Origin of the sequence: Marinobacter sp. (assembly GCF_052091845.1) — a bacterium.
Lineage (GTDB): Bacteria > Pseudomonadota > Gammaproteobacteria > Pseudomonadales > Oleiphilaceae > Marinobacter.
This window is the reverse complement of the sequence record NZ_JBQDCO010000002.1, coordinates 77,311-97,789: the sequence shown is the minus strand read 5'-3', so window position 1 is coordinate 97,789 and position 20,479 is coordinate 77,311. Positions and strand designations below refer to the sequence as shown.

Here is a 20,479-nt window from a genome sequence, read left to right as displayed (position 1 = left end):
GAATTGCCATGGATCGTGTCATCGGCTGGGCATTGAAGGCTGCCGTGCTGACGTTAATGTTCGGGACAACGGGGTATTTATCGGCTGAGGAATGGATGGATGTCACACCGTTAACGGCAGATCAGTTGGCGGAATCCAGCGGTCGTCAGGGAGTCCCGGTGCAATGGCAGCTTAACGATAACCAGCAAAATGGAAACGTGTCCGATAACCTGCTGACGGGAAATGTCATCACGGGCGATAACATTATTTCCGACAATGCGTTCGGAAACATGAGCGGTATTGCCACTGTCATCCAGAACACAGGCAACCAGGTGGTGATTCAGGACAGTACTCAGGTGAACATTCTTATCAATCGCTGACAGGAGGTGGGCCATGGTGAGTCGCAGGCTTGTTGTGTCCACAGTGGGCGTTGCGATGCTGTGGTCCACTGCGTTTGCGGGAACAGTGATGTTGCCGGGAATGGGTGGCGACTTGCAACTGGGGGTGCGCAGTTTCAAAGAGCAGCGTTTCAGTTCGGTGATGCAGCAGCAGTATGATTTCAGTTGTGGCTCGGCCGCGATTGCCTCGCTGTTGTCTTATCACTATGACGACCGGGTTACCGAACAGGCTGTTTTTTCCGGAATGTTTTCTCTGGCGGATGCGGAAAAAGTGCGCCTTGAAGGCTTTTCCATGCTGGACATGAAGCGTTTTCTGGAATCCAGGGGCTATCAGGCGGATGGCTTTCGCATGCCGTTATCCGGCCTGCGGGACAAGGTTCGTTTGCCTATTATTGTGCTTTTGAACATGAATGGTTTCCGGCACTTCGTGGTCATTAAGGGAATCAGTGAGAAAGAAGTGTTTATTGGTGATCCGGCCCGCGGGCTTAAAGTTTACTCCAGAGCGGAGTTTGATGAGTATTGGAATGGCGCTGCTTTTGTTATCCGCAGCCACATACAACAGGGGCGCAGCACATTCCTGACGGGCGGAGATTGGCCACAGATTGTCAGGGCTCCTCTGTCCAGAGGCCAACAAGGGCCGTCACTGGGCCATACGCTGCCATATTGGCCATCCACGAGGGAGTGGTAACGCCATGATGACCATGCAGCGGCTTGCCATAACAGGGCTTGGGTTTGTTTTTATAAGTGCTGCGGTGCCTGCCGTAGCCGATGGCGTGTTTTTAACACCCCCTTTGAGCGACCGCGAGCTTGCCTCTCAAAGGGGCGGTTTCAGTTTGGATAATCTGGAAATTTCGATTGGGCTGGAGCAGGTAATTTCCGTAAACGGCGAGGCCCTTGCTGTCAACCGGCTGACCATTCCCAACCTGAACCAGGTGATGAGTGGAAAGGTTATGCCGCACCAGATGGAGAAGGTATTTGGCATCCTTGGCTCCGGGCAAAGCGGGAGAGCATTGGTCTCAAGTGCATCGGGGGACGGCGGCTGGATGACACTGATTCAGAATGACCTGAATGGGTCAGTTATCCAGAATGCGCGGCAGCTGAACATTGAACTGAACAATCTTGGTGCAGGCTATCGCATTCCCGATAACCTGCGGGAGCCTATTCTTCAGTTTCTCGGCCGCTAAGCTTTTATGTAAGCAGCACCCAACCTCCTAGAGGCTAATGGGTAGCTTTAATGTTATCTCTGTGTTCGGTGCATTTTCCGTTACGCCAATCCCCACCGCCAGGCTCAGAGTGACATCGGGTGACAGCCTCTGGGAAAGCCCAAACGACAATGAGCCAATCTGAATCCGGTCGAAGTTGGCTGCGAAAAGATCAATGTCTCGCTCATAACTTGTTTTTCGGATAACCGAGTGATCGTAGCCAAGGCTGAACGAGGTACGCTGATTAAATGCGAACCCCATACCAAATCCGAACCTGATCACATCCCCCGGGTTTATGGTGCTGCCATTCTCAAAGCCCTTATCGTCTTTCAGGGTGTAAACATAGCTCAGGTTGCCATAGAGAACGGCAGGATCGGAAGGGTAAATGAACGATACACCGGGCTCGAATGACCAGAAACCGGAGCCTGTTGGCCGTTCTTGGAGCTCAACTCCGATGGGGTTTCCATTATCTGTATCTTTGATAATTCGCTGACCAACGTCATAAGGGCTATTGCCGGTAGGCGCCTTTGCCCGGAATGAGCCGATGACATAGGGCCAGCCGTGCAGGCCGTCATTCAGTTGATAGCGCAGGGACAGCTCCACATCACCCAGACCTTCGCCTGATGATTCGCGAAGCGTGTCGACCGGGGTGCCTTCAAAGGCCTGGCGTTCTCTCAGGTCTTCCTGAATGCTCAAATAAGGCGCTCGCACCGCGGCTTCAAACCGGCTGGTAACGCCGTATTTGAATGATAGGGCGCCGACAAAGATATCCCGCTGAACTTTGGATATGTTGATCAGCCCCACCAGCAGAGCAGGAACCACTGTATAGCCCTCCACCGCAACCAGGGTTGCGTTACTGTGGGCAAAAGAAACAGAAGGCTCAATGGTGAAACGCCCGGGGTGGGTAACAATTCCCCGATCTGCGGTAATTGAGGCAATATCAGAAGCCTGACTTTGGGATTCTTCAGATCGAATGGGCGTTTTTTCTGACTCACCGGATTCTGGTTTTGCGGCGCTGATTGCGGGAATCATGCAGGCACTGATAGCGAATAACAGGTGAATTCGGGCATTCATGGCAAATCCCTCTTTCCGTCAGGTCTTGGACGGTTGCTTCGGTTTTTTTCGTTCGGGTTGTACTTGTTCATGAGCCTATACAGGGAGACTCTCGATATGTTCAGCAGCCTTGCGGCCTCGGACATATTGTTGTTTGCCAGTTGGAGGCTGCATAACAGAGCCTGTCGGTCGGCCCGGGCGCGGAATTCTTTGAGGCTGAACCTGCAAGCAGACGCGTCTGAACCTGGTCCCGAATGAGGCAGCCCAAGATCGGAAGCCTCAATGACTGATTTATCGCTAAGCAACCATCCTTGTTGCAGGCAATTCTGTAATTCCCGAAAGTTACCAGGCCATGGGTGGCTAAACAGGCTCTTGACAGCCTCATTGCTCAAGCGTTTTTGTACCGCCCCTGAGGAGGCGGCTTCCAGTAGCGCTTTGGCAAGGAATGGTATGTCTTCAAGCCTGTTTCTAAGCTCGGGAAGTTCCACTTCCAGGCCGCCAAGCCGATAATAAACATCGCTTCGGAAATGCCCGAGTGCCATCAAATCGGGTAATGATTGGCGGGTAGTTGTGATTACTCTGCAGTTTACTGGTATCCGGGCAGAGCCACCGACCCGCTCAATGCAGCCTTCCTGGAGAAACCTCAGGATGACAGATTGCTGTTCCAGCTTGAGTTCGTCGATGCCGGAGAATATCAGCGTACCCCCATCTGCCTGCTCGATTCGCCCTTTTCGTGCGCTCAGTGCATGCGTAAAAGCCCCCTTTTCATGACCGAAAAGCTCACTCTGGGTGAGGGTTTCGGGTAAAGCTGCACAGTTAATCGTAACCAGTGGGCCGCAAGCCCGGGAGGAATGCGAATGAATGAATCTGGCTGCGGCGTCCTTGCCGGTGCTGCTTTTTCCGGTAATCAACACTGGTTCCAGCGTTGCGGAAAAGCGTCGCAGCAGGCTGCGGACCTGTTGGATGGAAGGGGAGTCTCCCTGTAATGCTAAATCCTGGTAATGATCACGGGCAAGATTTCTGGCCGGTTCCACAAGGGTTGCCATGCCCCAAAGATGGCCAAGTACGGTATTCATTCGGCTGCAATCTACAGGGGGCGTATGAAAGTCAGAGCAAAAGTGTGTGATTATCCTCGCAATGGGCGTTCCGCAAGCCGGCCACAGAGGAGTAATAGCGACCCAATGTGTCAGGCCAAGAGTCTCGAGCCAGGTGTCTGGCTGTGGTGTATCCTCCCCGGATGATGTCGGTAATTCCAACACGCCAATCCTGGCCCCATCAGGGACAGCCGCCAGTAAGGGTGCAGGTTCATCAAAACTGAAATCAATCAGGCTCCAGTCTGCTTCCAGTTCTTTTCGTAGGCCTGCATTACTGCCTGTCGTTGATAACCAAACAAGCGGTCGCTTTTCCACCATGGCAAACCTCCATATTGGTGGTGGCTTGAAAATAGGCCTGCCAGTCGTTCAGGATTACGTTAATGCACCGGTAAGACAAAAGAGCCGGTCACTGCCCTGTTAGACCCGCCATGAAACTGCTCGATAATGGGAGACCGCTGCAGGTTTTGTGCCCGAAAGCATATTCACACGCCTGTACAAGTAGTTGCGAACGGCAAGTATCTGGCGTGGTTTAAAACTGTAAATTTGGCCGACACTTTTGGCGTGTGTGTGTTCATTTATGCGCCAGTGGATGGGCTACTTGGCAGTCCGCATGCGGGTCTGCATACTGATCCCTTGAAAGTAAACCTAGCTTGAGGAACCAAGATGAAGGCAGAGCGGATGCAAAAGGCCGAGTTGCTGGCGGAGCTTGCTTTAACGCGCAAACGCACGCGGCAGCTCATCACCTCGTTAAGAGAGCCACAGCTTGAGGTGCCTTACCACCCGGGGGTGAACCCGCCACTTTGGGAAATGGGGCATGCTGCTTTTTTCTATGAAGTGTTTGTGTTCAACCTGCTGGATGGCGATGCCAGCTTTGATCCTTCCATGGACGATTTGTGGGATTCGTTTCATATCGATCACCAGGACCGTTGGCGCAGAGACTTGTTTCCCGGCCTTGCAAAGACCTTGGCCTATTTTGATCATGTATATGACAAGATAGCTGGCCGTATCGAGCGTAAGCCTCTGACAGACCAAGATTTGTATCTGTATCGCTATGCCATTTATCACCAGAATATGCATATTGAATCACTGGTGTGGTGCCGACAGACAGTGGGTTTGGCCCCCCCGCCAGGGGCCGGTTGCGAGCGCCCGGCTCCGCCCGAATCACAGGACAGCTCGTTAGAAGGCGATGCCGTTGTGCCTGCGGGCGACTGGCTGATCGGTATGCCGGGCGACTCGGATCAGTATGCAACCGAAGACTTTGCATTCGACGCGGAGAAGCCCCGCTATACAGTGAGGCTGAATGAATTTGCCATTTCCCGGTGCCTGGTCAGTAACCGCCAGTTTAGGGCGTTTGTAGAAGACGGTGGCTATCAAAAACCGGAACTGTGGTCGTTTGGTGGTCAGAAATGGCTGCGAACAGATATCGACATGGCATTAGTGCAGGGGCAGGCGAAGCCTGTGCTTATGCCCCCCAGACACCCTGTTTACTGGCGAAAGCAAGACAGCCAGTGGCAGGAAAAGCTCTTTGATCAATGGCAGCCATTGCCCCTCGAGGCGCCTGTAACCCACATTAGCTATTGGGAGGCAGAAGCCTATTGCCACTGGGCAGGACGGCGCCTGCCCACCGAGCAGGAATGGGAGGTGGCGGCACTGGGTAACCGGCCGGGAGAGCCTTTTCAGCGGTATCCGTGGGGTAATGAGCAGCCTGATGCTGTTCACGCTGATATGAGCGCAACCGGTATGGCGCAGAATCCGGTGACTGATTACCCGGCGGGAGACAGTCGATTTGGCTGTCGGCAAATGATCGGTACAGTGTGGGAATGGACCAGCAGCCAGTTTTTCCCTTATGACGGCTTTCGCAAAGACATGTATCCGTTCATGTCCACGCTTCAGTTTGGCGACCATAAGGTCAGCCGGGGAGGCAGCTGTGCTACCTCGTCGTGTCTGATTCGGGGTACATACCGCCAGGCATACCTGCCCCAACGGAATGACGTGTACACTGGTTTTCGGACATGCGCTTTGCCAGCAGAATAGTCTGAGGTAACAGGCTACCTCACGGCTTATGACGCCAGTTCCGGTTTGTTTGCGGACGACCGATCCAGCAGATGGCTGGCCAGCGCCACGCCGGTCTCGCTCATGGTCAGGTAGGCATCATCCGCACCTGCTTCCTGAATATGCGTGGCCTCGTCCGGGTACATGGTGTGTGCAACGATATAGCCGGTAAACCCCAGTTTTCGCAGCATGCGCGCAGCAATCAGTTTGGCTTCGATATCACTCATGGCCAGAATGACGGCCTCCAGTGCCGGCATGTGAAGGCTCTCCCAGAAGGTGTTGTCTTCTGCGTCTGCATAGATCACGGTTCTTCCCTCACGCTGGTGTCTTGCGACTTTTGCGGGGTCAGAGTCTAACGCCATCAGGTGTGGCTCTGTTGCCTGCAGCCAATCGTAGGCAGACGTGCCGGTACGCCCCATGCCCATTACCAGAACCCGCGTCTCACCCAGGGAAATCGGCTGTTCATCCGGGTGCCTTTGCTTGCTCTCGAAGGGGGCGAGACGATGGCTAAGCCATTCATAGAGGGGGTGAGCAAACCGGTTCAAGGGCGCGGAAATCAGAAATGACAGAGCAACCGTGATCGCCAGAGGAACCAGCCATTCAGGCAGAGCAATGCTAGCGACAATTAACCCGAACTCACTGTAATTGGTGAGCGAAAGCGCAGTCAAAAAGCCACTGCGGGCCCGTAGGCGGAACAGCAGCATCAGGAAGAAGAACAAAATGCCTTTCAGCGGTAGCACCAGCGCCGCAACTATCGCAAAAACAATGGCGCTGGTATCCGGCAGGCCGCCTATGCCGATTTGCAAAAAGAAGCCAACCAGAAAGATCTCTTTTACACTCCACAGGGATTTGGCCAGCTCCTGGCTTCGGGGATGGTTTGCCAGAATGGCACCGAATATCAGCGCGCCCAGCTCTGAGCTCAGCCCGACGGTTTCAAACCCCATACCGCCAAGCACCAACGCCAATAACAGGCCCAAAAGCACCAGTAGCTCATCGTGGCCACTGGCATCCAGTAGCTTGAACAACAGCGGCCGCAACAGGGGCAGGCCAAATATAATCAACGCCCATTCTGAAGGTGTCTGGCCCGCAGCTAAACTCATCACCACCAGGGCAATCAAGTCCTGCATGATCAGGATACCAATGGACACCCGGCCGTGGAACGCTCTCAGTTCGCGTTTGTTTTCCAGTACCTTTGCGGCAAGCACCGTGGATGAGAAGGAAAGGGCCACCGCCAGCATAAAGGCGACGTACCAGGTAATATCCAGCAGCAGGTAAATCCCCGGCGTAAACACAAAGCAGGTAATGGCAAAGTGGAGAAGGCTGCCGCCGATGACTTCGGGGCTGATAACCGACTTGAGCTTGAGTTTCAGGCCCACAGTAAACAGCATCAACAGCACGCCCAGATGCGCGATGTGCGCCAGCACCGAGGTGGGTTCAGCCGAAATGCCGATAGACGGGACAGCGGCAAGGCCGCTGAGTACAAAGCCCGCCGCCAGGTAGCCAATGAGTGGTGGCAGACCAACGGCTTTGATTATAAGGCCTAGACCGAATGCAAAGGAAATCCAGATAGCTTCAGGCATGAGAGGTTCTTTCAGGGAAAACGGATAATATTCCGTGTAAGGCTACCTTGTTTTCCCCGGTCGTTGAAGCTGATAACAGGGAGTACCTCTCAGCCAGCCTGCGTTATCCCGCGTTTGACGTGCGGGGTTTGGCAAACTCCCGGAACAGCCGGGCTGACTCTTCTGGCGTTTCTATCATGGGAGCATGGCCAATGCCTGGCAATATTTCCAGCTGTGAGCCGGGGATGGCTTTGCGGAACGCTTCGCCGTTGCGATAATCGAGTATGCGATCTTCCTTTCCCCACACGATGAGCACCGGCGTCCTGATCTGTTTAACCGTGTTGCGAAAATATGACTCGAAACCGGCTTCTTTGATAGCGTCGAAAATCACTTCATTTACTTCCTGATTGGCCAGAGCCTGTTCCTCCATAACCCCCATAATTGGCCAGGGAACAAACGGCTTTTCCTCCAGTGCAAAATCCATCAGGCGCTCGAAATCGCCAGGCTTTGACGGTATGAGTGGGTTGTCTCCGGCGAGCACCATATCAACCATTTCGTTTTCATACTCGAGAATACCGGCAGGATCGAACAACACAGCGGTTTTTACCTGTTCCGGGTAGGTGGCTGCGTAAAGGGCCGTAATACCGCCGCCCATGGAGTTGCCCATCAGGTGCATTTCGCTGATATTCAAAGCCGAAAGAATACGGGCTACATGGTTGGTCTGTTCTTGCAGTGTGTAGCCCAGGTCCAGCGGCTTGCTGCTCTGGCCGTGGCCCGGGAACAGGCGCTTACAAGAAAAATGGACACGAGAAGCAAAACGACAGTAAAGCGGGATGTCTTGAGCATTTTTAATGGCTCCTGGCAGTTCGGGTAACACTCAAATTGGGCGAATCTGACCAGATTACCGCAAAAAAAAGCCCGGTCATTGGCCGGGCTGTAACTTGCAGGGCGGCGCTACGACCTTTCCCGGGCAATGGCCCGGTAAGCAATGTCGTTCCGGTAGAACATGCCGTCCCACTGGATTTTTTCGGCCAGCCGGTAAGCCCGGTGCTGTGCCTCAGTTACGGTGTTGCCAAGCGCCGTTGCACAAAGCACCCGGCCACCGTTGGTAACGGCCTTGCCATTATCAAGTCTGGTGCCGGCATGGAATGCTTTCTCGCCGTCTGTGTCTGCTTCCGGCAGGCCTGAGATAACATCGCCTTTACTGTAGCTGCCCGGGTAGCCTCCAGCAGCCAGTACAATGCCCACGGCTGCGCGCTCGTCCCACTCAGAGCTGCACTGATCCAGCTTGCCATCAATGGCAGCCTGGCAGAGTTCTACAATATCGGATTGCATGCGCAGCAGGATAGGCTGGGTTTCCGGGTCGCCAAAACGGCAGTTGAATTCGATAACCTTGGGCGCACCAGCGGTGTCGATCATCAAGCCGGCATACAGGAAACCTTTGTATGGCAAGCCTTCGGCAGCCATACCGCGCACGGTTGGGTAGATGACTTCCTCCATGATGCGCTGGTTCACATCGGCGGTGACCACTGGCGCTGGAGAATAGGCTCCCATGCCGCCGGTGTTGGGGCCGGTATCGCCATCTCCTACCCGCTTATGATCCTGGGAGGTGGCCATGGGCAGAACATTGTCGCCATCTACCATGACAATAAAGCTGGCTTCCTCGCCGTCGAGAAATTCTTCAACCACCACGCGGCTGCCGGCATCGCCAAAAGTATTGCCGGCAAGCATGTCACGTATGGCGTCTTCGGCTTCTGCAAGAGTCATGGCAACAATCACGCCTTTGCCGGCGGCCAGGCCGTCAGCTTTCACAACAATGGGTGCGCCTTGCTTGCGAACATAAGCCAGGGCTTCGTCTACGTCTGTGAAGTTGCCGTAGCTGGCAGAGGGAATATTCTGGCGGGCCAGGAAATCCTTGGTAAACGCTTTAGAGCCTTCCAGTTGTGCTGCGCTGGCGCTAGGGCCGAATACGCGCAGGCCGCGTTCTTCGAAGAGATCTACAATGCCGGCCACCAATGGTGCCTCTGGCCCTACAATGGTTAAGCCAACGTTGTTGTTGGCGGCAAATGTGGCCAAACCTTCCAAATCAAGCACATCAATGTCAACGTTTTTTACGCCCGGTTCATGGGCGGTACCGGCGTTGCCGGGTGCGACAAAAACCGTATCTGCATCCGGAGACTGGGCCGCTTTCCAGGCCAGTGCGTGCTCGCGCCCACCGCTGCCGATTACCAGAATATTCATATCTCGTTGCCCTGTACTTTAATAAGGTGTTGTCTCAGTGCCGGAAGTGGCGCATGCCAGTGAATACCATGGCTATGCCATGCTCATTGGCGGCATCAATTACTTCCTGATCCCGCATGGAGCCACCTGGCTGGATAACGGCGGTAATGCCAGCTTCGGCTGCCGCATCGATGCCATCCCGGAACGGGAAGAAGGCATCAGAGGCCATAACTGATCCTTTTACTTCCAGGTCTTCATCAGCGGCTTTGATACCGGCGATTCTGGCGCTGTATACGCGGCTCATCTGGCCTGCGCCAACACCAATAGTGCGGCCTGACCTGGCATAAACGATGGCATTGGATTTAACGTACTTTGCCACTTCCCACGCAAATAACAGATCGTTCAGTTCGTGCTCCGTTGGCTGGCGGGTCGTCACGACTTTTACGTCGTCCATGGCTACCATGCCCAGGTCGCGATCCTGAACCAGCAGCCCTCCGGTGACTCGCTTGTAGTCCATGCTCTGGGCGCGTTCGCCAGCCAGATTGCCGCAGGCCAACAGACGTACATTCTTTTTGGCGCTGACAAGCTCGATGGCTTCAGGGGCGATGGTGGGCGCAATAATCACCTCTACAAACTGGCGGTCAATTATGGCCTTGGCTGTTGCGGCGTCCAGTTCGCGGTTGAAGGCAATGATGCCACCAAACGAAGATGTGGGGTCGGTGGCAAAGGCCAGATCATAAGCCTGGAGGATATCGGCACCGATCGCGACACCGCAGGGGTTCGCGTGCTTAACGATCACGCAGGCCGGGTCTGCAAACGGCTTCACACATTCCAGCGCCGCGTCTGTATCTGCCACGTTGTTGTAAGACAACTCTTTACCCTGAAGCTGTTTTGCTGTGGCAACACTGGCTTCTTTCGGGTTGCGCTCCGCATAAAAAGCCGCGCGCTGGTGCGGGTTTTCGCCGTAACGCATGTCCTGCACTTTCACGTATTGGCTATTGAAGGTGCGTGGGAAATCGGCGTTTTCGTTACCGGCTGTGCGACCGCCCAGGTAGTTGGCAATAGCACCGTCATACCCTGCCGTATGCTCAAAAGCCTTTACGGCCAGATCAAAACGCGTGCTGTGGGTTAGCTGGCTGTCGTTATCGTCCAGCTCTTTCAGCACCCGGCTGTAATCTGAGGCATTAACCACTATGGCCACGTCGTTATGGTTCTTGGCCGCCGCGCGAACCATGGTGGGGCCGCCGATATCGATGTTTTCGATGGCGGTGGCGAGATCGCAGTCGGGGTTGGCAACGGTGGATTCAAAGGGATAAAGGTTGACCACTACCATATCAATGGGGTCGATACCGTGTTCGCCCATAATGACATCGTCTGTGCCCCGGCGGCCCAGAATGCCACCGTGAATTTTCGGGTGCAGGGTTTTTACCCGGCCGTCCATCATTTCAGGAAACCCGGTGTGATCAGACACCTCGGTAACAGGAACACTGTTTTCTTTAAGCAGACGAAAGGTGCCGCCAGTGGAGAGCAGTTCAATGCCGCGGTCGGTGAGGGCACGGCCGAACTCGACGATGCCGGATTTATCACTCACGCTAATCAATGCGCGACGGACGGAGGTATTAGCCTGGTTTGCCATGGGGTCACATTCTTCACTTGGGGTGAACGAACAAGGGCCTCGCGAAGGGTATCCGGGAGGCCCCTTTCAGGTCAGGGTGTGTCGATTATAGCAGGCCGTACTGCTTTAACTTTTTGCGCAGGGTTCCGCGATTCAGGCCAAGCATGGTGGATGCTTTGGTCTGGTTGTTCCGGGTGTACTTCATTACCTGCTCCAGTAGTGGCGCTTCCACTTCAGATAGCACTAGTTGGTACACCTCGGTAACCGGAGCACCGTCAAGCTGGGCAATGTAGTTTTTCAGGGCCACCTCAACGTGATCGCGCAGGGTAACGGTGGTGCCGCTGCTGTTCACCGTTTGTAACTGGTGATTATCATCGTTGGCCGGGGTGTTAAGCGTGTTGTTTGCCAAAGTTTCAGCGGTCATGCTGCGAATACCTCTCCATTTCGTAAGCCTGAAAAATACTGTTGAATACTCTGTTTTTGCTCCATTGCATCGTTGATCGCATTGAAGCATTTACGGAACTGTTTGCCGGGATCGTGGGACTGCATGTACCAGCCCACGTGTTTTCTGGCAATGCGCACGCCCATGTGCTCTCCGTAAAAACGGTGCAGGGCAGTTAAGTGTTCGCTTAAAATGCGCTCTACTTCATTCAGGGATGGCGCCTGCAGATGTTCGCCGGTCTCAAGGAAGTGCAGAATTTCTCTGAAAATCCATGGGCTGCCTTGCGCTGCACGGCCGATGAGCAGGCCATCTGCACGGGTGTGTTGCAAAACCCGGCGGGCTTTCTCCGGTGACGTAATATCACCGTTGGCGAAAACCGGGATACCCACTCGGGATTTTACGTCGGCAATAGTGTCGTACTCTGCGTCGCCGTTGTATTTATCGGTGCGGGTACGGCCATGAATTGCCAGTGCCTGAATGCCTAGATCTTCTGCCATACGTGCAATGGTGAGTGCGTTACGGTTGTCTTGATCCCAGCCGGTGCGCATTTTCAGCGTTACAGGGATATCAACGGCACAGACGACTGCTTCCAGTATGTCTCTGACCAGCCCTTCATCTTTCATCAGCGCGGAGCCAGCCGCTTTGTTGCACACTTTTTTTGCCGGGCAGCCCATATTAATGTCGACAATTTGAGCACCAGACTCCGCATTAAGCCGAGCCGCGTTGGCCAGCATGTCAGGATCGCCGCCGGCAATTTGTACAGATCTTGGTTCTGGTTCCCCGGCGTGATCCATACGGGTTTTAGATTTGCGCGTATGCCAGAGTTTGCTGTCTGCGATGACCATTTCCGACACGGCCAGTCCGGCACCCATCCTGCGACAGAGAAGCCGGAAAGGGCGGTCTGTCACACCTGCCATGGGTGCAACAATCAGCGGATTGGGCAGCGTGTACGGCCCGATTTTTGCCGTTGGCAACATGGTTTGAATCCGTATCACAGCAGGTTAAGCAAAAGTCGGACTGGAACGGTTGTTTAATAAATAACCGATGTCAGTTCCGAGGGGCGCTAATGATACCGCTGAGGCCACCGTGATTGAAGGGGCAAAGGCGCGAAAAAACTGATTATTTTTCGCTCTTTTTGGTTGACTTTTGCTCTACGGTTGAAAGCTGGAAGGGCTGCCGGGAGATCATCTGCAGCCTGCTTCAGGGCGCGTAGGGGCGAAAGATAATGTTGTAATTTACGGCGTCCCGGCCTGGGTCGCGGATATTTATGGCAATGCGCACGGGTGTTTCCACTGGCATGATATCCAGCTCACCTGCGTCGCCGGCCAGGTATTCCGACGGAGTGAAAATGCTCTGGGCGACAACGTCTCCGTTCAGATTGGAGAAGGTCAGTGCGATGGCCGGGAAAGGCTGTTGAAAGTCTGCCCGATTAATGATGACAGCATCAACCACCAATTGATTCCGGTTTTCCGGGTCTGTGCGAACGACCAGCTTGCGGCTTTGAATGGCCTCAACATTGATCAGAGGGGCCAGCTCACAACCTGCCAATTCACAACCTTTTTCATAGAATGGTCGAAGTTCCGGTACAGCAGACAACCGGTCAAACTGAAACCAGGTCACTTGCGCAACCAGTACACCTATCAGTCCAAGTACAATGAACGACCACACGAGAGTGCGCAGCCAGCTTTTATTGCCACTGCCAACAGATACCGGGTCGTGCCTGAGATCGTCAAATGGAGCGCTTGCCGAGAAGGGCTCTTCTTGCTGCTCCAGAGGACTTTCTTTTTCTTCGTTTACAGGTGCGGCTGAGCTGTTGTTGACGGGCTCGGAAGGCGGTTCCTGTGTTGTTTCGGGCTCTGGCTCCGGTTCTGGTGTGTGAGTGACTTTTTCAGAAGCGCTGTCTTCCCGGAGCATCGCTTCGGCCCAGCTTTCATCAATTTTCTCTTCATGCTCTTCGTCGGTCTCATCCTGCGTGGATGAATCCGTATCGTCGAAGCTGCGAAAGCTATCGCTTAGCTCATCATCGGAGAATGTCAGTTTTGTGCCGGCGTAGCGATCTTCTTCAGCGTCTTCTTCGGGATTATCCGCAAAAAGGAATTCGTCTTCTGTGGTGTCACTGGTAAAGCTGGTGGTAGAGCTTTCAGGCGCGGCGCTCTGCTCTGTCGCTTTGCTGTCTGCGCCAGGGGGCGTTTTCGGTGAGTCACCGCTACTACCGGTGGCCACCTGGTGTTCTACGGCATTGAAGACATCCATGCAGTGCCCACAGCGTACTTTGCCCTTGGCAATGCCAAGCTGCTCATCGGTCACCCGAAAGCGGGTACGACATTTGGGGCACTGGGTTTGCAGGCTACTCTGGGTCATGCTTCGTTCCTGAAAGCGACTGAACTACGAGTTAGGCAGTTTAGTTGTTAAGACAGGCTTCGTCATCTGTCGTTACGTCGCCCTGTGAGGCGTATCCATTCTTCACGCTGTTCCGGCTCGTCCATAATAAACCAGGGCTCATAGGCAGCCATCACCTCTCGGGACTGATAAGACAGGATACCCGAAAGCACCAAATCGCCTCCCGGTTTTGTGAGTGACGCCAGATGAGGAGCCAAACCAATCAGGGGCTGCGCGAGGATGTTCGCCAGCATGACATCCGCTTTGGTGTCGGGCTCGTCTTTGGGTAGATAAAGGTCAAGCCTGGCCTGGTCCACACCATTACGGCGTGCGTTCTCGCGGCTGGCTTCCAGAGCCTGAGAATCAGTGTCTACGCCAACCACGTGGTTGGCACCCAATAACAGCGCCGCCAGGCCAAGGATACCCGAGCCGCAACCATAGTCAGTCACCTGCTTGCCGGTAACGTCTTTGCCATCGAGCCACTCCAGGCACAGGGCTGTGGTGGGATGAGTGCCGGTTCCGAAGGCCAGCCCGGGGTCGAGCATCAGGTTTGCTGCATCCGAATCGGGCGCGTCGGTCCAACTGGGAACAATCCACAGGCGTTCGCCGAATTGCAGCGGGTGAAAATCGTCCATCCAGGCTCGCTCCCAGTCTTTGTCTTCAACCAGGGTGACGTCTATGTCTGCGAGATCCTGCTGGGTTTGTTGGTGCCAGGCATTGCGCACATCGCTGCACAGTTGGTCGATATCCCGGTCTGACTGAAACAGTCCTGTTACCGTCGTCTGGCTCCACAGGGGGGTGGTGCCCGGGTCTGGCTCGTAGAGCGGCTGGTCTGCGGCGTCTTCCATGGAGACGGCATCAGCGCCAATCTCCATAAGTAGATCCTCAAGCTGATCCGCAGTATCGGGATCAGCTGGAATCTGAAGTTGTATCCAGGGCATAGATTTTCCTGCAATGTGAGGCAGGATCTCAGTCCCGCATCAGTTTCTCGAGGTAATGAATGGTGAAGTCTACCGTTTTAAAGCCACCATCGCGCACCAGTTTTCGGTGCAGAGGCTGGTTGGTTTTAATTCCTTCTACCAGCATCTCGTCCAGAGCGATCTTCATGCGCCGGCGAGCAACCTGGCGATCGTCGCCCCAGGTGATCAGTTTTGCAATGAGTGAGTCATAAAACGGAGGCACCGTGTAGCCACTGTAAAGGTGCGAATCGACACGAACACCGTTACCGCCCGGTGGGTGGAAGTGCGTCACTTTACCCGGGCTGGGCACAAAAGTGGCAGGGTCTTCCGCGTTAATACGGCACTCCATGGCATGGCCAGAGATGTGGATTTCGTCCTGGGTATATTGCAGTGGCAGGCCACTCGCAATGCGAAGCTGCTCGCGAACAATATCCACGCCGGTGACCATCTCGGATACCGGGTGCTCCACCTGCACGCGGGTGTTCATTTCGATGAAAAAGAACTCGCCGTCCTGGTACAGAAACTCGAAAGTACCGGCACCGACATAGCCAATTTCCTTACAGGCGTCCACGCAGGCTTTCAGGGTGCGTTCCCGTGCCTCCGGGTCGATGTTCGGCGCCGGGGCTTCTTCGATTACCTTCTGATTGCGGCGCTGCATGGAGCAGTCGCGGTCACCCAGGTGGATGCAGTTGCCATGCATGTCGGCCAGTATCTGAATTTCCACGTGGCGCGGCGTTTCCAGGAATTTCTCCAGGTACACCGTGGCATCGCCAAAGGCATTTTTGGCTTCGGACTGGGTAATTTGCACCGCCTTGAGCAGTGCCGCTTCGGAATGCACCACCTGCATACCGCGACCACCGCCCCCGGACGCAGCTTTGATCATAACCGGGTAGCCAATTCTGCGGGCTATCTGCAGGGTGCGTTCGTCATCATCTGTTAGCGGGCCGTCTGAGCCAGGCACCGTAGGCACGCCAGCGCGAATCATGGCATTAATGGCAGAAACCTTGTTGCCCATCAAGCGAATAGTTTCGGCCCGCGGGCCGATGAAACGGAAACCACTTTTTTCAACCTGTTCAGCAAAATCGGCATTCTCGGCGAGGAACCCGTAGCCGGGGTGGATGCCCACGGAATCGGTTACTTCCGCCGCGCTGATGATAGTTGGAATGTTGAGGTAGCTTTCCAACGGGCTATTGGGGCCGATACAGACGGATTCATCAGCCAGACGCACGTGCATCAGGTCGCGATCAACCTGTGAATGAACCGCAACAGTCTTGATGCCGAGTTCTTTGCATGCGCGCAGGATCCGAAGGGCTATTTCACCCCGGTTTGCGATCAGAACTTTTTCTAACATGGCCATGAGTAGCTATCACCGGGTTCAGGAAATGATTAACAGCGGTTGGTCAAACTCTACGGGCTGACCATTCTCAACCAGAATTTCTGCGACCGTACCACTCTTGTCGGCTTCAATCTGGTTCATCATTTTCATGGCCTCAACGATGCAGACAACCTCGCCGGCTTTAACCGATTGGCCCACCTCAACAAATACCTTTGACGTGGGAGAAGGCGCCCGGTAGAAGGTTCCGACCATGGGAGAAAGAAGGGCGTGCCCGTTCCGGATAGCCTGCTGAGAGCTGTCTTCCTGAACTGGCCCCGGGGTTTCGGGTGCCTGAGCAGATTGCGGCACAGGCGGTGGAGCATAATGGCTGATGTACTGGGCGCCGGCCGCTTGTTCACGACGGCGGGAGATGCGCACAGAATCGTCCCCTTCGTGAATCTCAAGTTCTTCGACGTCCGACTCTTCGAGCAGTTCGATCAGTTTTTTAACTTTGCGAATATCCATAGTCAATCCAGTCCCGTTTTGTCAGGTCTATCGGTGAATTCGTTTGATGGCTGCCTGAAGAGCGAGTTCATACCCCTGGCTGCCTAATCCGCAAATAACGCCTTCGGCGATATCGGAAAAATACGAGTGATGGCGAAAGGCTTCCCGCGCATACACGTTGGAAAGATGTACTTCTATAAAGGGTATCTCTGAAGCCGTTATGGCGTCCCGCAGGGCAACGCTGGTATGCGTGAACGCGGCAGGGTTGATGATCATGAAATCTACGCCTTCAACGCGGGCTTCGTGAATCCGGTCGATCAATTCATATTCGGCATTTGATTGCAGGTGCAGCAGGTGATGGCCGTGTTTCAGTGCACTTTCTTGCAGCTGCTTATCAATGTCTGCCAGCGTCTCGCGGCCATAAACCTCTGGCTCGCGGGTTCCGAGCATGTTCAGGTTAGGGCCATGGAGTACCAGGATTGTAGACATGATTGCGTCTGCCTTTATAATTTTAATAACAGGATCGCCGAAAATATCGGCATTTTCTACCCATCCTGTGGGCTTTTTTTCTTCAGATCAACACTTTTTGACAATGTTATCTGTTGTCCGCTGATTGTGACGAAATGAATACGTCGAACAGAAAAGAAATCAGTTTCACGGAAAGCGATCATTGTCGTTAACGATGGAGGTGACTTCTATACGACGATGGTTTCATACGGGCAGCTTTGGAAGGCTGCCCGGCTGGCTTTGCCTGTTCACCAGGTGTCAGCAAGTATGACGCAGTTGCGGCCGTGTTCTTTAGAGGCGTACAGCGCGCGATCGGCGTTCTCACACAGGGTTTGGGAGGCATTGTTATTCCAGGCAGCCACGCCGCAGCTAAAGGTGACGTTGAATTCCCTGTCGCCCGCTGGTTGCTGGAGTTCGGAGAAGCGCTCGCGAATTTCATTGAGAACATTGCGGGCATCGGTGGGCCGGGTGTCGGGAAGAATAATGGCAAACTCTTCGCCGCCATAACGGCCAATATGATCGGTTTTGCGCAAACGCTGTTTGAGAAACATTGAAAGGCTGCGAAGCACACGGTCGCCAATGGGGTGGCCGAACGTGTCGTTTACCTTTTTGAAGTAGTCGATATCGAGCATCGCAAAGCACAGGGGCTGATTTTTTTGCCTGGCCCTGACAATTTCCTGGTCCAGCAAGTGCAGTGTGTGGGTATGGTTATACAGCCCTGTGAGGCTGTCACGAATCATCAGCGCCAGTAGCGATCGAGCACGACGGCCCCGGTTATGGAGTGTTGCGATCAGATGTTTGGGGTCGATGGGTTTGGTTAGAAAATCATCACCGCCCAGGCTCATGGCGTGTAGCTGCTTGGACACGTCTTCTTCCGCTGAAAGGTATATGATCGGCACGCTGTGGAACCGGTCTTGCTGGCGGATTACCCGGGCGATTTCCATGCCCGTGCAGCCTGGCATGTACATGTCGAGAATGATAATTTCCGGGGAAAACATGTCCAGTGCGTGGATGATTTCCATGGGGTCGGTAATGATATATGCGGTCATGCCCGCCTTTTTCAGAACCGTTTCCATAAATTTTGCCTGGGCTCTGGAGTCATCCAGCACCAACACCCGGTAAGGCTCAACGGTGTTTCCGTGAGTGTAGGTTTCGATTTTTTCGATCAACTGCCCCGGATCTACCGCCGGGTAGAAAAACTCTTCGCCGCCGCAACGAGAAGCGCGCAGGCGAGTCTGGATAGATCCGTCTTCGTCGCTCATGAAGATAATCGGTACCGGGGTGTCATGCCGCGCCTGTAAGCGCTCTATGGTAGCAATGCCGGCATGCTGGCTTCCGCCAAAGTTCACATCCATCAAAATGGTTTCAGGCTTGTGCAGGGCGCAGGCCTCGGTAAGCTCTTTGGCAGAATTGAAAGCTGATGCGCGAAACCCGAAAAATTCCAGCTGACGGATAAGTCGGTTCGCCATCTCTTCGTTCTCGAGTGCGATATATACCGGTGTGCGCCGGAACTGATGTGGCGTCTCGGTATCATTTTGATCAGTTCGCCGTAGAGTGCTGCGCGCAAGCGCATCAGCGGCGTCCTGTAGTTGGCGCTCGGAGTGAACGTCCAGGGCGGTGTTGGCCGGATGATTCCGGAGTAGTTCCAGAATTTTGCCGCCTGCTGCAGCATGGTCAGCCATCTCGAATCTGTGTGCGTACCGAACCAGTTTATCGGTGGCTGCTGTAAACTCCTCACGATGCGCGGTAAACGAATCGCTATTGCCATGAATCTTCTGCCATGTATCCAGAACAACCCGTGCCTGGGTTGTAACCCGGCGTGCAAAATGCTGCCTGAGTTTTTCTTGCTGGCTTGGGTCGCTCATTATGCTCCGGCCTGTCTTTTTTCATTATGGGCCGTCCTTTACGGTGTGGACGATTTTCCCAACTTTAGTCTGTTTTCGGAGTCTATAGTGTTTTGAGTTGCCGGCGTAGGTTGCACCGTGTAAATGTTTGTGAATTCTGCGGTGTGTATATAGAGCGCGCCATAGGTTAGGATCCATACAGACCGTTTGCACAGTCAATATACAGACAAGGGGCTTTACGTAATATGCCAGGTAAAATCAGACAGTATTTCCGAGACAAAAAAGAAGATGTACAGGATTACTCCGGCAACAGCGGTGTAATTGGCAAGTTTGTAATCATTGTTCTTCTGGTCTATTTGCTGGTAACAGTCGTGTTGGGCATATACTGGAGCAGTGAGCCGGACTCCTTCTCGGTGCGTGAACACACCCGCACCGTTGCCAACGAAATGCAGCGGGAACCAATAACCGGTTTTGCGACAACCGTCACAATGATCCGTATAGCGGAAACCCTTCTGGACAAGCCTGGCGGCTATATTGCCAATGATGTTTTTCCTCCCGGCCTGTGGATGGACAATGTGCCGAGGTGGGAATACGGTGCGCTGGTGCAGTTGCGTGATCTTTCCCGCGCTATGCGCAAGGACATCAGTCGTTCCCAGAGTCAGTCTGCAGAAGACCCGGATTTGATCATTGCCGAGCCGCAATTCCACTTTGACAGTGGAAGCAGGGCAATCCCTTCTACAGAAAAAGAGTATCGCCGTGGTATCAAAGCGCTCAAGCGCTATCTTAACCGTCTTTCCAGCCCTGAACAGGCCAATGCCCAGTTCTTTGCCCGAGCTGACAACCTGAACAACTGGCTGGGCGATCTGGAAACCCGTCTGGGCAGTCTTTCGCGCACGCTGGGTGAGAGTGTTGGTAAGGCTTCGGTATCAGAGGCGGTGGCTAACGTTGATGCAGACAACCCACTGAATGAAGAAACCGGTGGGACGGAAATCAAAACTGACTGGACGAAAGTAGACGATGTGTTTTACGAAGCCCGCGGCAGTGCCTGGGCGTTGCTGCATATCTTCCGCGCGGTCGAAGTGGATTTTCGTAAGGTGCTTCAGGATAAAAATGCTATGGCCAGCGTGAAGCAGGTGATCATCGAGCTGGAAGGTGCCGAAGGCGAGATGTGGAGCCCGGTTATCCTGAATGGCAGCGGGTTCGGTGTTCTGGCCAACCACTCACTGACAATGGCTGCCTATCTCTCCCGCGCCAGTGCGGCGATCAGCGATATGCGGGACCTGCTATCCCGGGGCTGAGGGTGTTCGTTCAGGCATAAAAAAACCGGGCCAGGCCCGGTTTTTTTATGTTCAAGGCA

General features: G+C 54.2%; 19 protein-coding genes. 5 read left to right on the top strand and 14 right to left on the bottom strand.

Annotation, left to right across the window (positions count from 1 at the left end):
* Window positions 1-8: 8 nt before the first annotated feature.
* Genes ACTHYN_RS01280 through ACTHYN_RS01270 form a run of 3 tightly spaced genes read left to right on the top strand, consistent with a single transcriptional unit; the run spans window position 9 to window position 1,561 of the window.
* Window positions 9-359, top strand: coding sequence for a hypothetical protein (locus tag ACTHYN_RS01280; RefSeq protein WP_441810675.1), 351 nt, complete (start codon window positions 9-11; stop codon window positions 357-359).
* Window positions 360-372: 13 nt separating this feature from the next.
* Window positions 373-1,065 carry a C39 family peptidase gene (locus ACTHYN_RS01275; RefSeq protein ID WP_441810674.1) on the top strand — a complete coding sequence of 231 codons (693 nt, stop codon included), beginning with the start codon at window positions 373-375 and terminating at the stop codon, window positions 1,063-1,065.
* A gap of 4 nt (window positions 1,066-1,069) precedes the next feature.
* Window positions 1,070-1,561 (top strand): hypothetical protein, encoded by a 492-nt coding sequence (locus tag ACTHYN_RS01270; RefSeq protein ID WP_441810673.1) that lies wholly within the window; start codon window positions 1,070-1,072, stop codon window positions 1,559-1,561.
* A 27-nt stretch (window positions 1,562-1,588) separates the two neighbouring features.
* Here ACTHYN_RS01270 and ACTHYN_RS01265 read toward each other — a convergent pair whose 3' ends face one another.
* A complete protein-coding gene (locus ACTHYN_RS01265; RefSeq protein WP_441810672.1) occupies window positions 1,589-2,653 on the bottom strand; it encodes a transporter in 1,065 nt (354 codons plus the stop codon).
* Window positions 2,650-4,044, bottom strand: a complete 1,395-nt coding sequence (locus ACTHYN_RS01260) for a sigma 54-interacting transcriptional regulator (protein WP_441810671.1) — start codon at window positions 4,042-4,044, stop codon at window positions 2,650-2,652. The genes ACTHYN_RS01265 and ACTHYN_RS01260 overlap by 4 nt, the downstream gene beginning before the upstream one ends.
* A gap of 345 nt (window positions 4,045-4,389) precedes the next feature.
* Between ACTHYN_RS01260 and senA the strand changes: the two genes are divergently transcribed.
* Window positions 4,390-5,760: a selenoneine synthase SenA gene (senA, locus tag ACTHYN_RS01255; protein ID WP_441810670.1), complete on the top strand. Its 1,371-nt coding sequence runs from the start codon at window positions 4,390-4,392 to the stop codon at window positions 5,758-5,760.
* Window positions 5,761-5,786: 26 nt separating this feature from the next.
* On the opposite strand, the gene ACTHYN_RS01250 is transcribed toward senA, so the two are convergent.
* The 12 genes from ACTHYN_RS01250 to ACTHYN_RS01195 form a co-directional block, all read right to left on the bottom strand.
* Window positions 5,787-7,358 (bottom strand): cation:proton antiporter domain-containing protein, encoded by a 1,572-nt coding sequence (locus ACTHYN_RS01250; RefSeq protein ID WP_441810669.1) that lies wholly within the window; start codon window positions 7,356-7,358, stop codon window positions 5,787-5,789.
* A gap of 103 nt (window positions 7,359-7,461) precedes the next feature.
* Window positions 7,462-8,172, bottom strand: coding sequence for an alpha/beta fold hydrolase (locus tag ACTHYN_RS01245; RefSeq protein WP_441810730.1), 711 nt, complete (start codon window positions 8,170-8,172; stop codon window positions 7,462-7,464).
* 119 nt (window positions 8,173-8,291) lie between these two features.
* Window positions 8,292-9,578 carry a phosphoribosylamine--glycine ligase gene (gene purD, locus ACTHYN_RS01240; RefSeq protein ID WP_441810668.1) on the bottom strand — a complete coding sequence of 429 codons (1,287 nt, stop codon included), beginning with the start codon at window positions 9,576-9,578 and terminating at the stop codon, window positions 8,292-8,294.
* Between the two features lie 34 nt (window positions 9,579-9,612).
* Window positions 9,613-11,193 carry a bifunctional phosphoribosylaminoimidazolecarboxamide formyltransferase/IMP cyclohydrolase gene (gene purH, locus ACTHYN_RS01235; RefSeq protein ID WP_441810667.1) on the bottom strand — a complete coding sequence of 527 codons (1,581 nt, stop codon included), beginning with the start codon at window positions 11,191-11,193 and terminating at the stop codon, window positions 9,613-9,615.
* Window positions 11,194-11,278: 85 nt separating this feature from the next.
* Window positions 11,279-11,596 (bottom strand): DNA-binding transcriptional regulator Fis, encoded by a 318-nt coding sequence (gene fis / locus ACTHYN_RS01230; protein ID WP_441810666.1) that lies wholly within the window; start codon window positions 11,594-11,596, stop codon window positions 11,279-11,281.
* Window positions 11,593-12,591: a tRNA dihydrouridine synthase DusB gene (dusB, locus tag ACTHYN_RS01225; protein ID WP_441810665.1), complete on the bottom strand. Its 999-nt coding sequence runs from the start codon at window positions 12,589-12,591 to the stop codon at window positions 11,593-11,595. Before dusB ends, fis begins: the two co-directional genes overlap by 4 nt.
* Window positions 12,592-12,814: 223 nt before the next feature.
* A complete protein-coding gene (locus ACTHYN_RS01220; protein WP_441810664.1) occupies window positions 12,815-13,975 on the bottom strand; it encodes a DUF3426 domain-containing protein in 1,161 nt (386 codons plus the stop codon).
* Between the two features lie 62 nt (window positions 13,976-14,037).
* On the bottom strand, window positions 14,038-14,934 hold the full coding sequence (gene prmA, locus ACTHYN_RS01215; RefSeq protein WP_441810663.1) for a 50S ribosomal protein L11 methyltransferase: 897 nt from the start codon (window positions 14,932-14,934) through the stop codon (window positions 14,038-14,040).
* A gap of 28 nt (window positions 14,935-14,962) precedes the next feature.
* Window positions 14,963-16,309, bottom strand: a complete 1,347-nt coding sequence (gene accC, locus ACTHYN_RS01210) for an acetyl-CoA carboxylase biotin carboxylase subunit (RefSeq protein ID WP_441810662.1) — start codon at window positions 16,307-16,309, stop codon at window positions 14,963-14,965.
* Between the two features lie 18 nt (window positions 16,310-16,327).
* On the bottom strand, window positions 16,328-16,792 hold the full coding sequence (accB, locus tag ACTHYN_RS01205; protein ID WP_441810661.1) for an acetyl-CoA carboxylase biotin carboxyl carrier protein: 465 nt from the start codon (window positions 16,790-16,792) through the stop codon (window positions 16,328-16,330).
* Between the two features lie 27 nt (window positions 16,793-16,819).
* A complete protein-coding gene (gene aroQ / locus ACTHYN_RS01200; protein ID WP_441810660.1) occupies window positions 16,820-17,260 on the bottom strand; it encodes a type II 3-dehydroquinate dehydratase in 441 nt (146 codons plus the stop codon).
* Window positions 17,261-17,526: 266 nt separating this feature from the next.
* The gene (locus tag ACTHYN_RS01195) at window positions 17,527-19,143 is read right to left on the bottom strand and encodes a diguanylate cyclase (protein ID WP_441810659.1); all 1,617 of its coding nucleotides are present in this window, start codon (window positions 19,141-19,143) and stop codon (window positions 17,527-17,529) included.
* A 224-nt stretch (window positions 19,144-19,367) separates the two neighbouring features.
* On the opposite strand from ACTHYN_RS01195, the gene ACTHYN_RS01190 reads away from it, so the two are divergent.
* Window positions 19,368-20,420 carry a DUF2333 family protein gene (locus ACTHYN_RS01190; RefSeq protein ID WP_441810658.1) on the top strand — a complete coding sequence of 351 codons (1,053 nt, stop codon included), beginning with the start codon at window positions 19,368-19,370 and terminating at the stop codon, window positions 20,418-20,420.
* Window positions 20,421-20,479 lie beyond the last annotated feature (59 nt).

What these genes read in the sequence shown, in the direction of transcription:
- ACTHYN_RS01280 (WP_441810675.1), top strand. Translation starts at nt 9, where the DNA reads ATGGATCGTGTCATCGGCTGGGCATTGAAGGCTGCCGTGCTGACGTTA.
- ACTHYN_RS01275 (WP_441810674.1), top strand. Translation starts at nt 373, where the DNA reads ATGGTGAGTCGCAGGCTTGTTGTGTCCACAGTGGGCGTTGCGATGCTG.
- ACTHYN_RS01270 (WP_441810673.1), top strand. Translation starts at nt 1,070, where the DNA reads ATGATGACCATGCAGCGGCTTGCCATAACAGGGCTTGGGTTTGTTTTT.
- ACTHYN_RS01265 (WP_441810672.1), bottom strand. Translation starts at nt 2,653, where the DNA reads ATGAATGCCCGAATTCACCTGTTATTCGCTATCAGTGCCTGCATGATT.
- ACTHYN_RS01260 (WP_441810671.1), bottom strand. Translation starts at nt 4,044, where the DNA reads ATGGTGGAAAAGCGACCGCTTGTTTGGTTATCAACGACAGGCAGTAAT.
- senA (WP_441810670.1), top strand. Translation starts at nt 4,390, where the DNA reads ATGAAGGCAGAGCGGATGCAAAAGGCCGAGTTGCTGGCGGAGCTTGCT.
- ACTHYN_RS01250 (WP_441810669.1), bottom strand. Translation starts at nt 7,358, where the DNA reads ATGCCTGAAGCTATCTGGATTTCCTTTGCATTCGGTCTAGGCCTTATA.
- purD (WP_441810668.1), bottom strand. Translation starts at nt 9,578, where the DNA reads ATGAATATTCTGGTAATCGGCAGCGGTGGGCGCGAGCACGCACTGGCC.
- purH (WP_441810667.1), bottom strand. Translation starts at nt 11,193, where the DNA reads ATGGCAAACCAGGCTAATACCTCCGTCCGTCGCGCATTGATTAGCGTG.
- fis (WP_441810666.1), bottom strand. Translation starts at nt 11,596, where the DNA reads ATGACCGCTGAAACTTTGGCAAACAACACGCTTAACACCCCGGCCAAC.
- dusB (WP_441810665.1), bottom strand. Translation starts at nt 12,591, where the DNA reads ATGTTGCCAACGGCAAAAATCGGGCCGTACACGCTGCCCAATCCGCTG.
- ACTHYN_RS01220 (WP_441810664.1), bottom strand. Translation starts at nt 13,975, where the DNA reads ATGACCCAGAGTAGCCTGCAAACCCAGTGCCCCAAATGTCGTACCCGC.
- prmA (WP_441810663.1), bottom strand. Translation starts at nt 14,934, where the DNA reads ATGCCCTGGATACAACTTCAGATTCCAGCTGATCCCGATACTGCGGAT.
- accC (WP_441810662.1), bottom strand. Translation starts at nt 16,309, where the DNA reads ATGGCCATGTTAGAAAAAGTTCTGATCGCAAACCGGGGTGAAATAGCC.
- accB (WP_441810661.1), bottom strand. Translation starts at nt 16,792, where the DNA reads ATGGATATTCGCAAAGTTAAAAAACTGATCGAACTGCTCGAAGAGTCG.
- aroQ (WP_441810660.1), bottom strand. Translation starts at nt 17,260, where the DNA reads ATGTCTACAATCCTGGTACTCCATGGCCCTAACCTGAACATGCTCGGA.
- ACTHYN_RS01195 (WP_441810659.1), bottom strand. Translation starts at nt 19,143, where the DNA reads ATGAGCGACCCAAGCCAGCAAGAAAAACTCAGGCAGCATTTTGCACGC.
- ACTHYN_RS01190 (WP_441810658.1), top strand. Translation starts at nt 19,368, where the DNA reads ATGCCAGGTAAAATCAGACAGTATTTCCGAGACAAAAAAGAAGATGTA.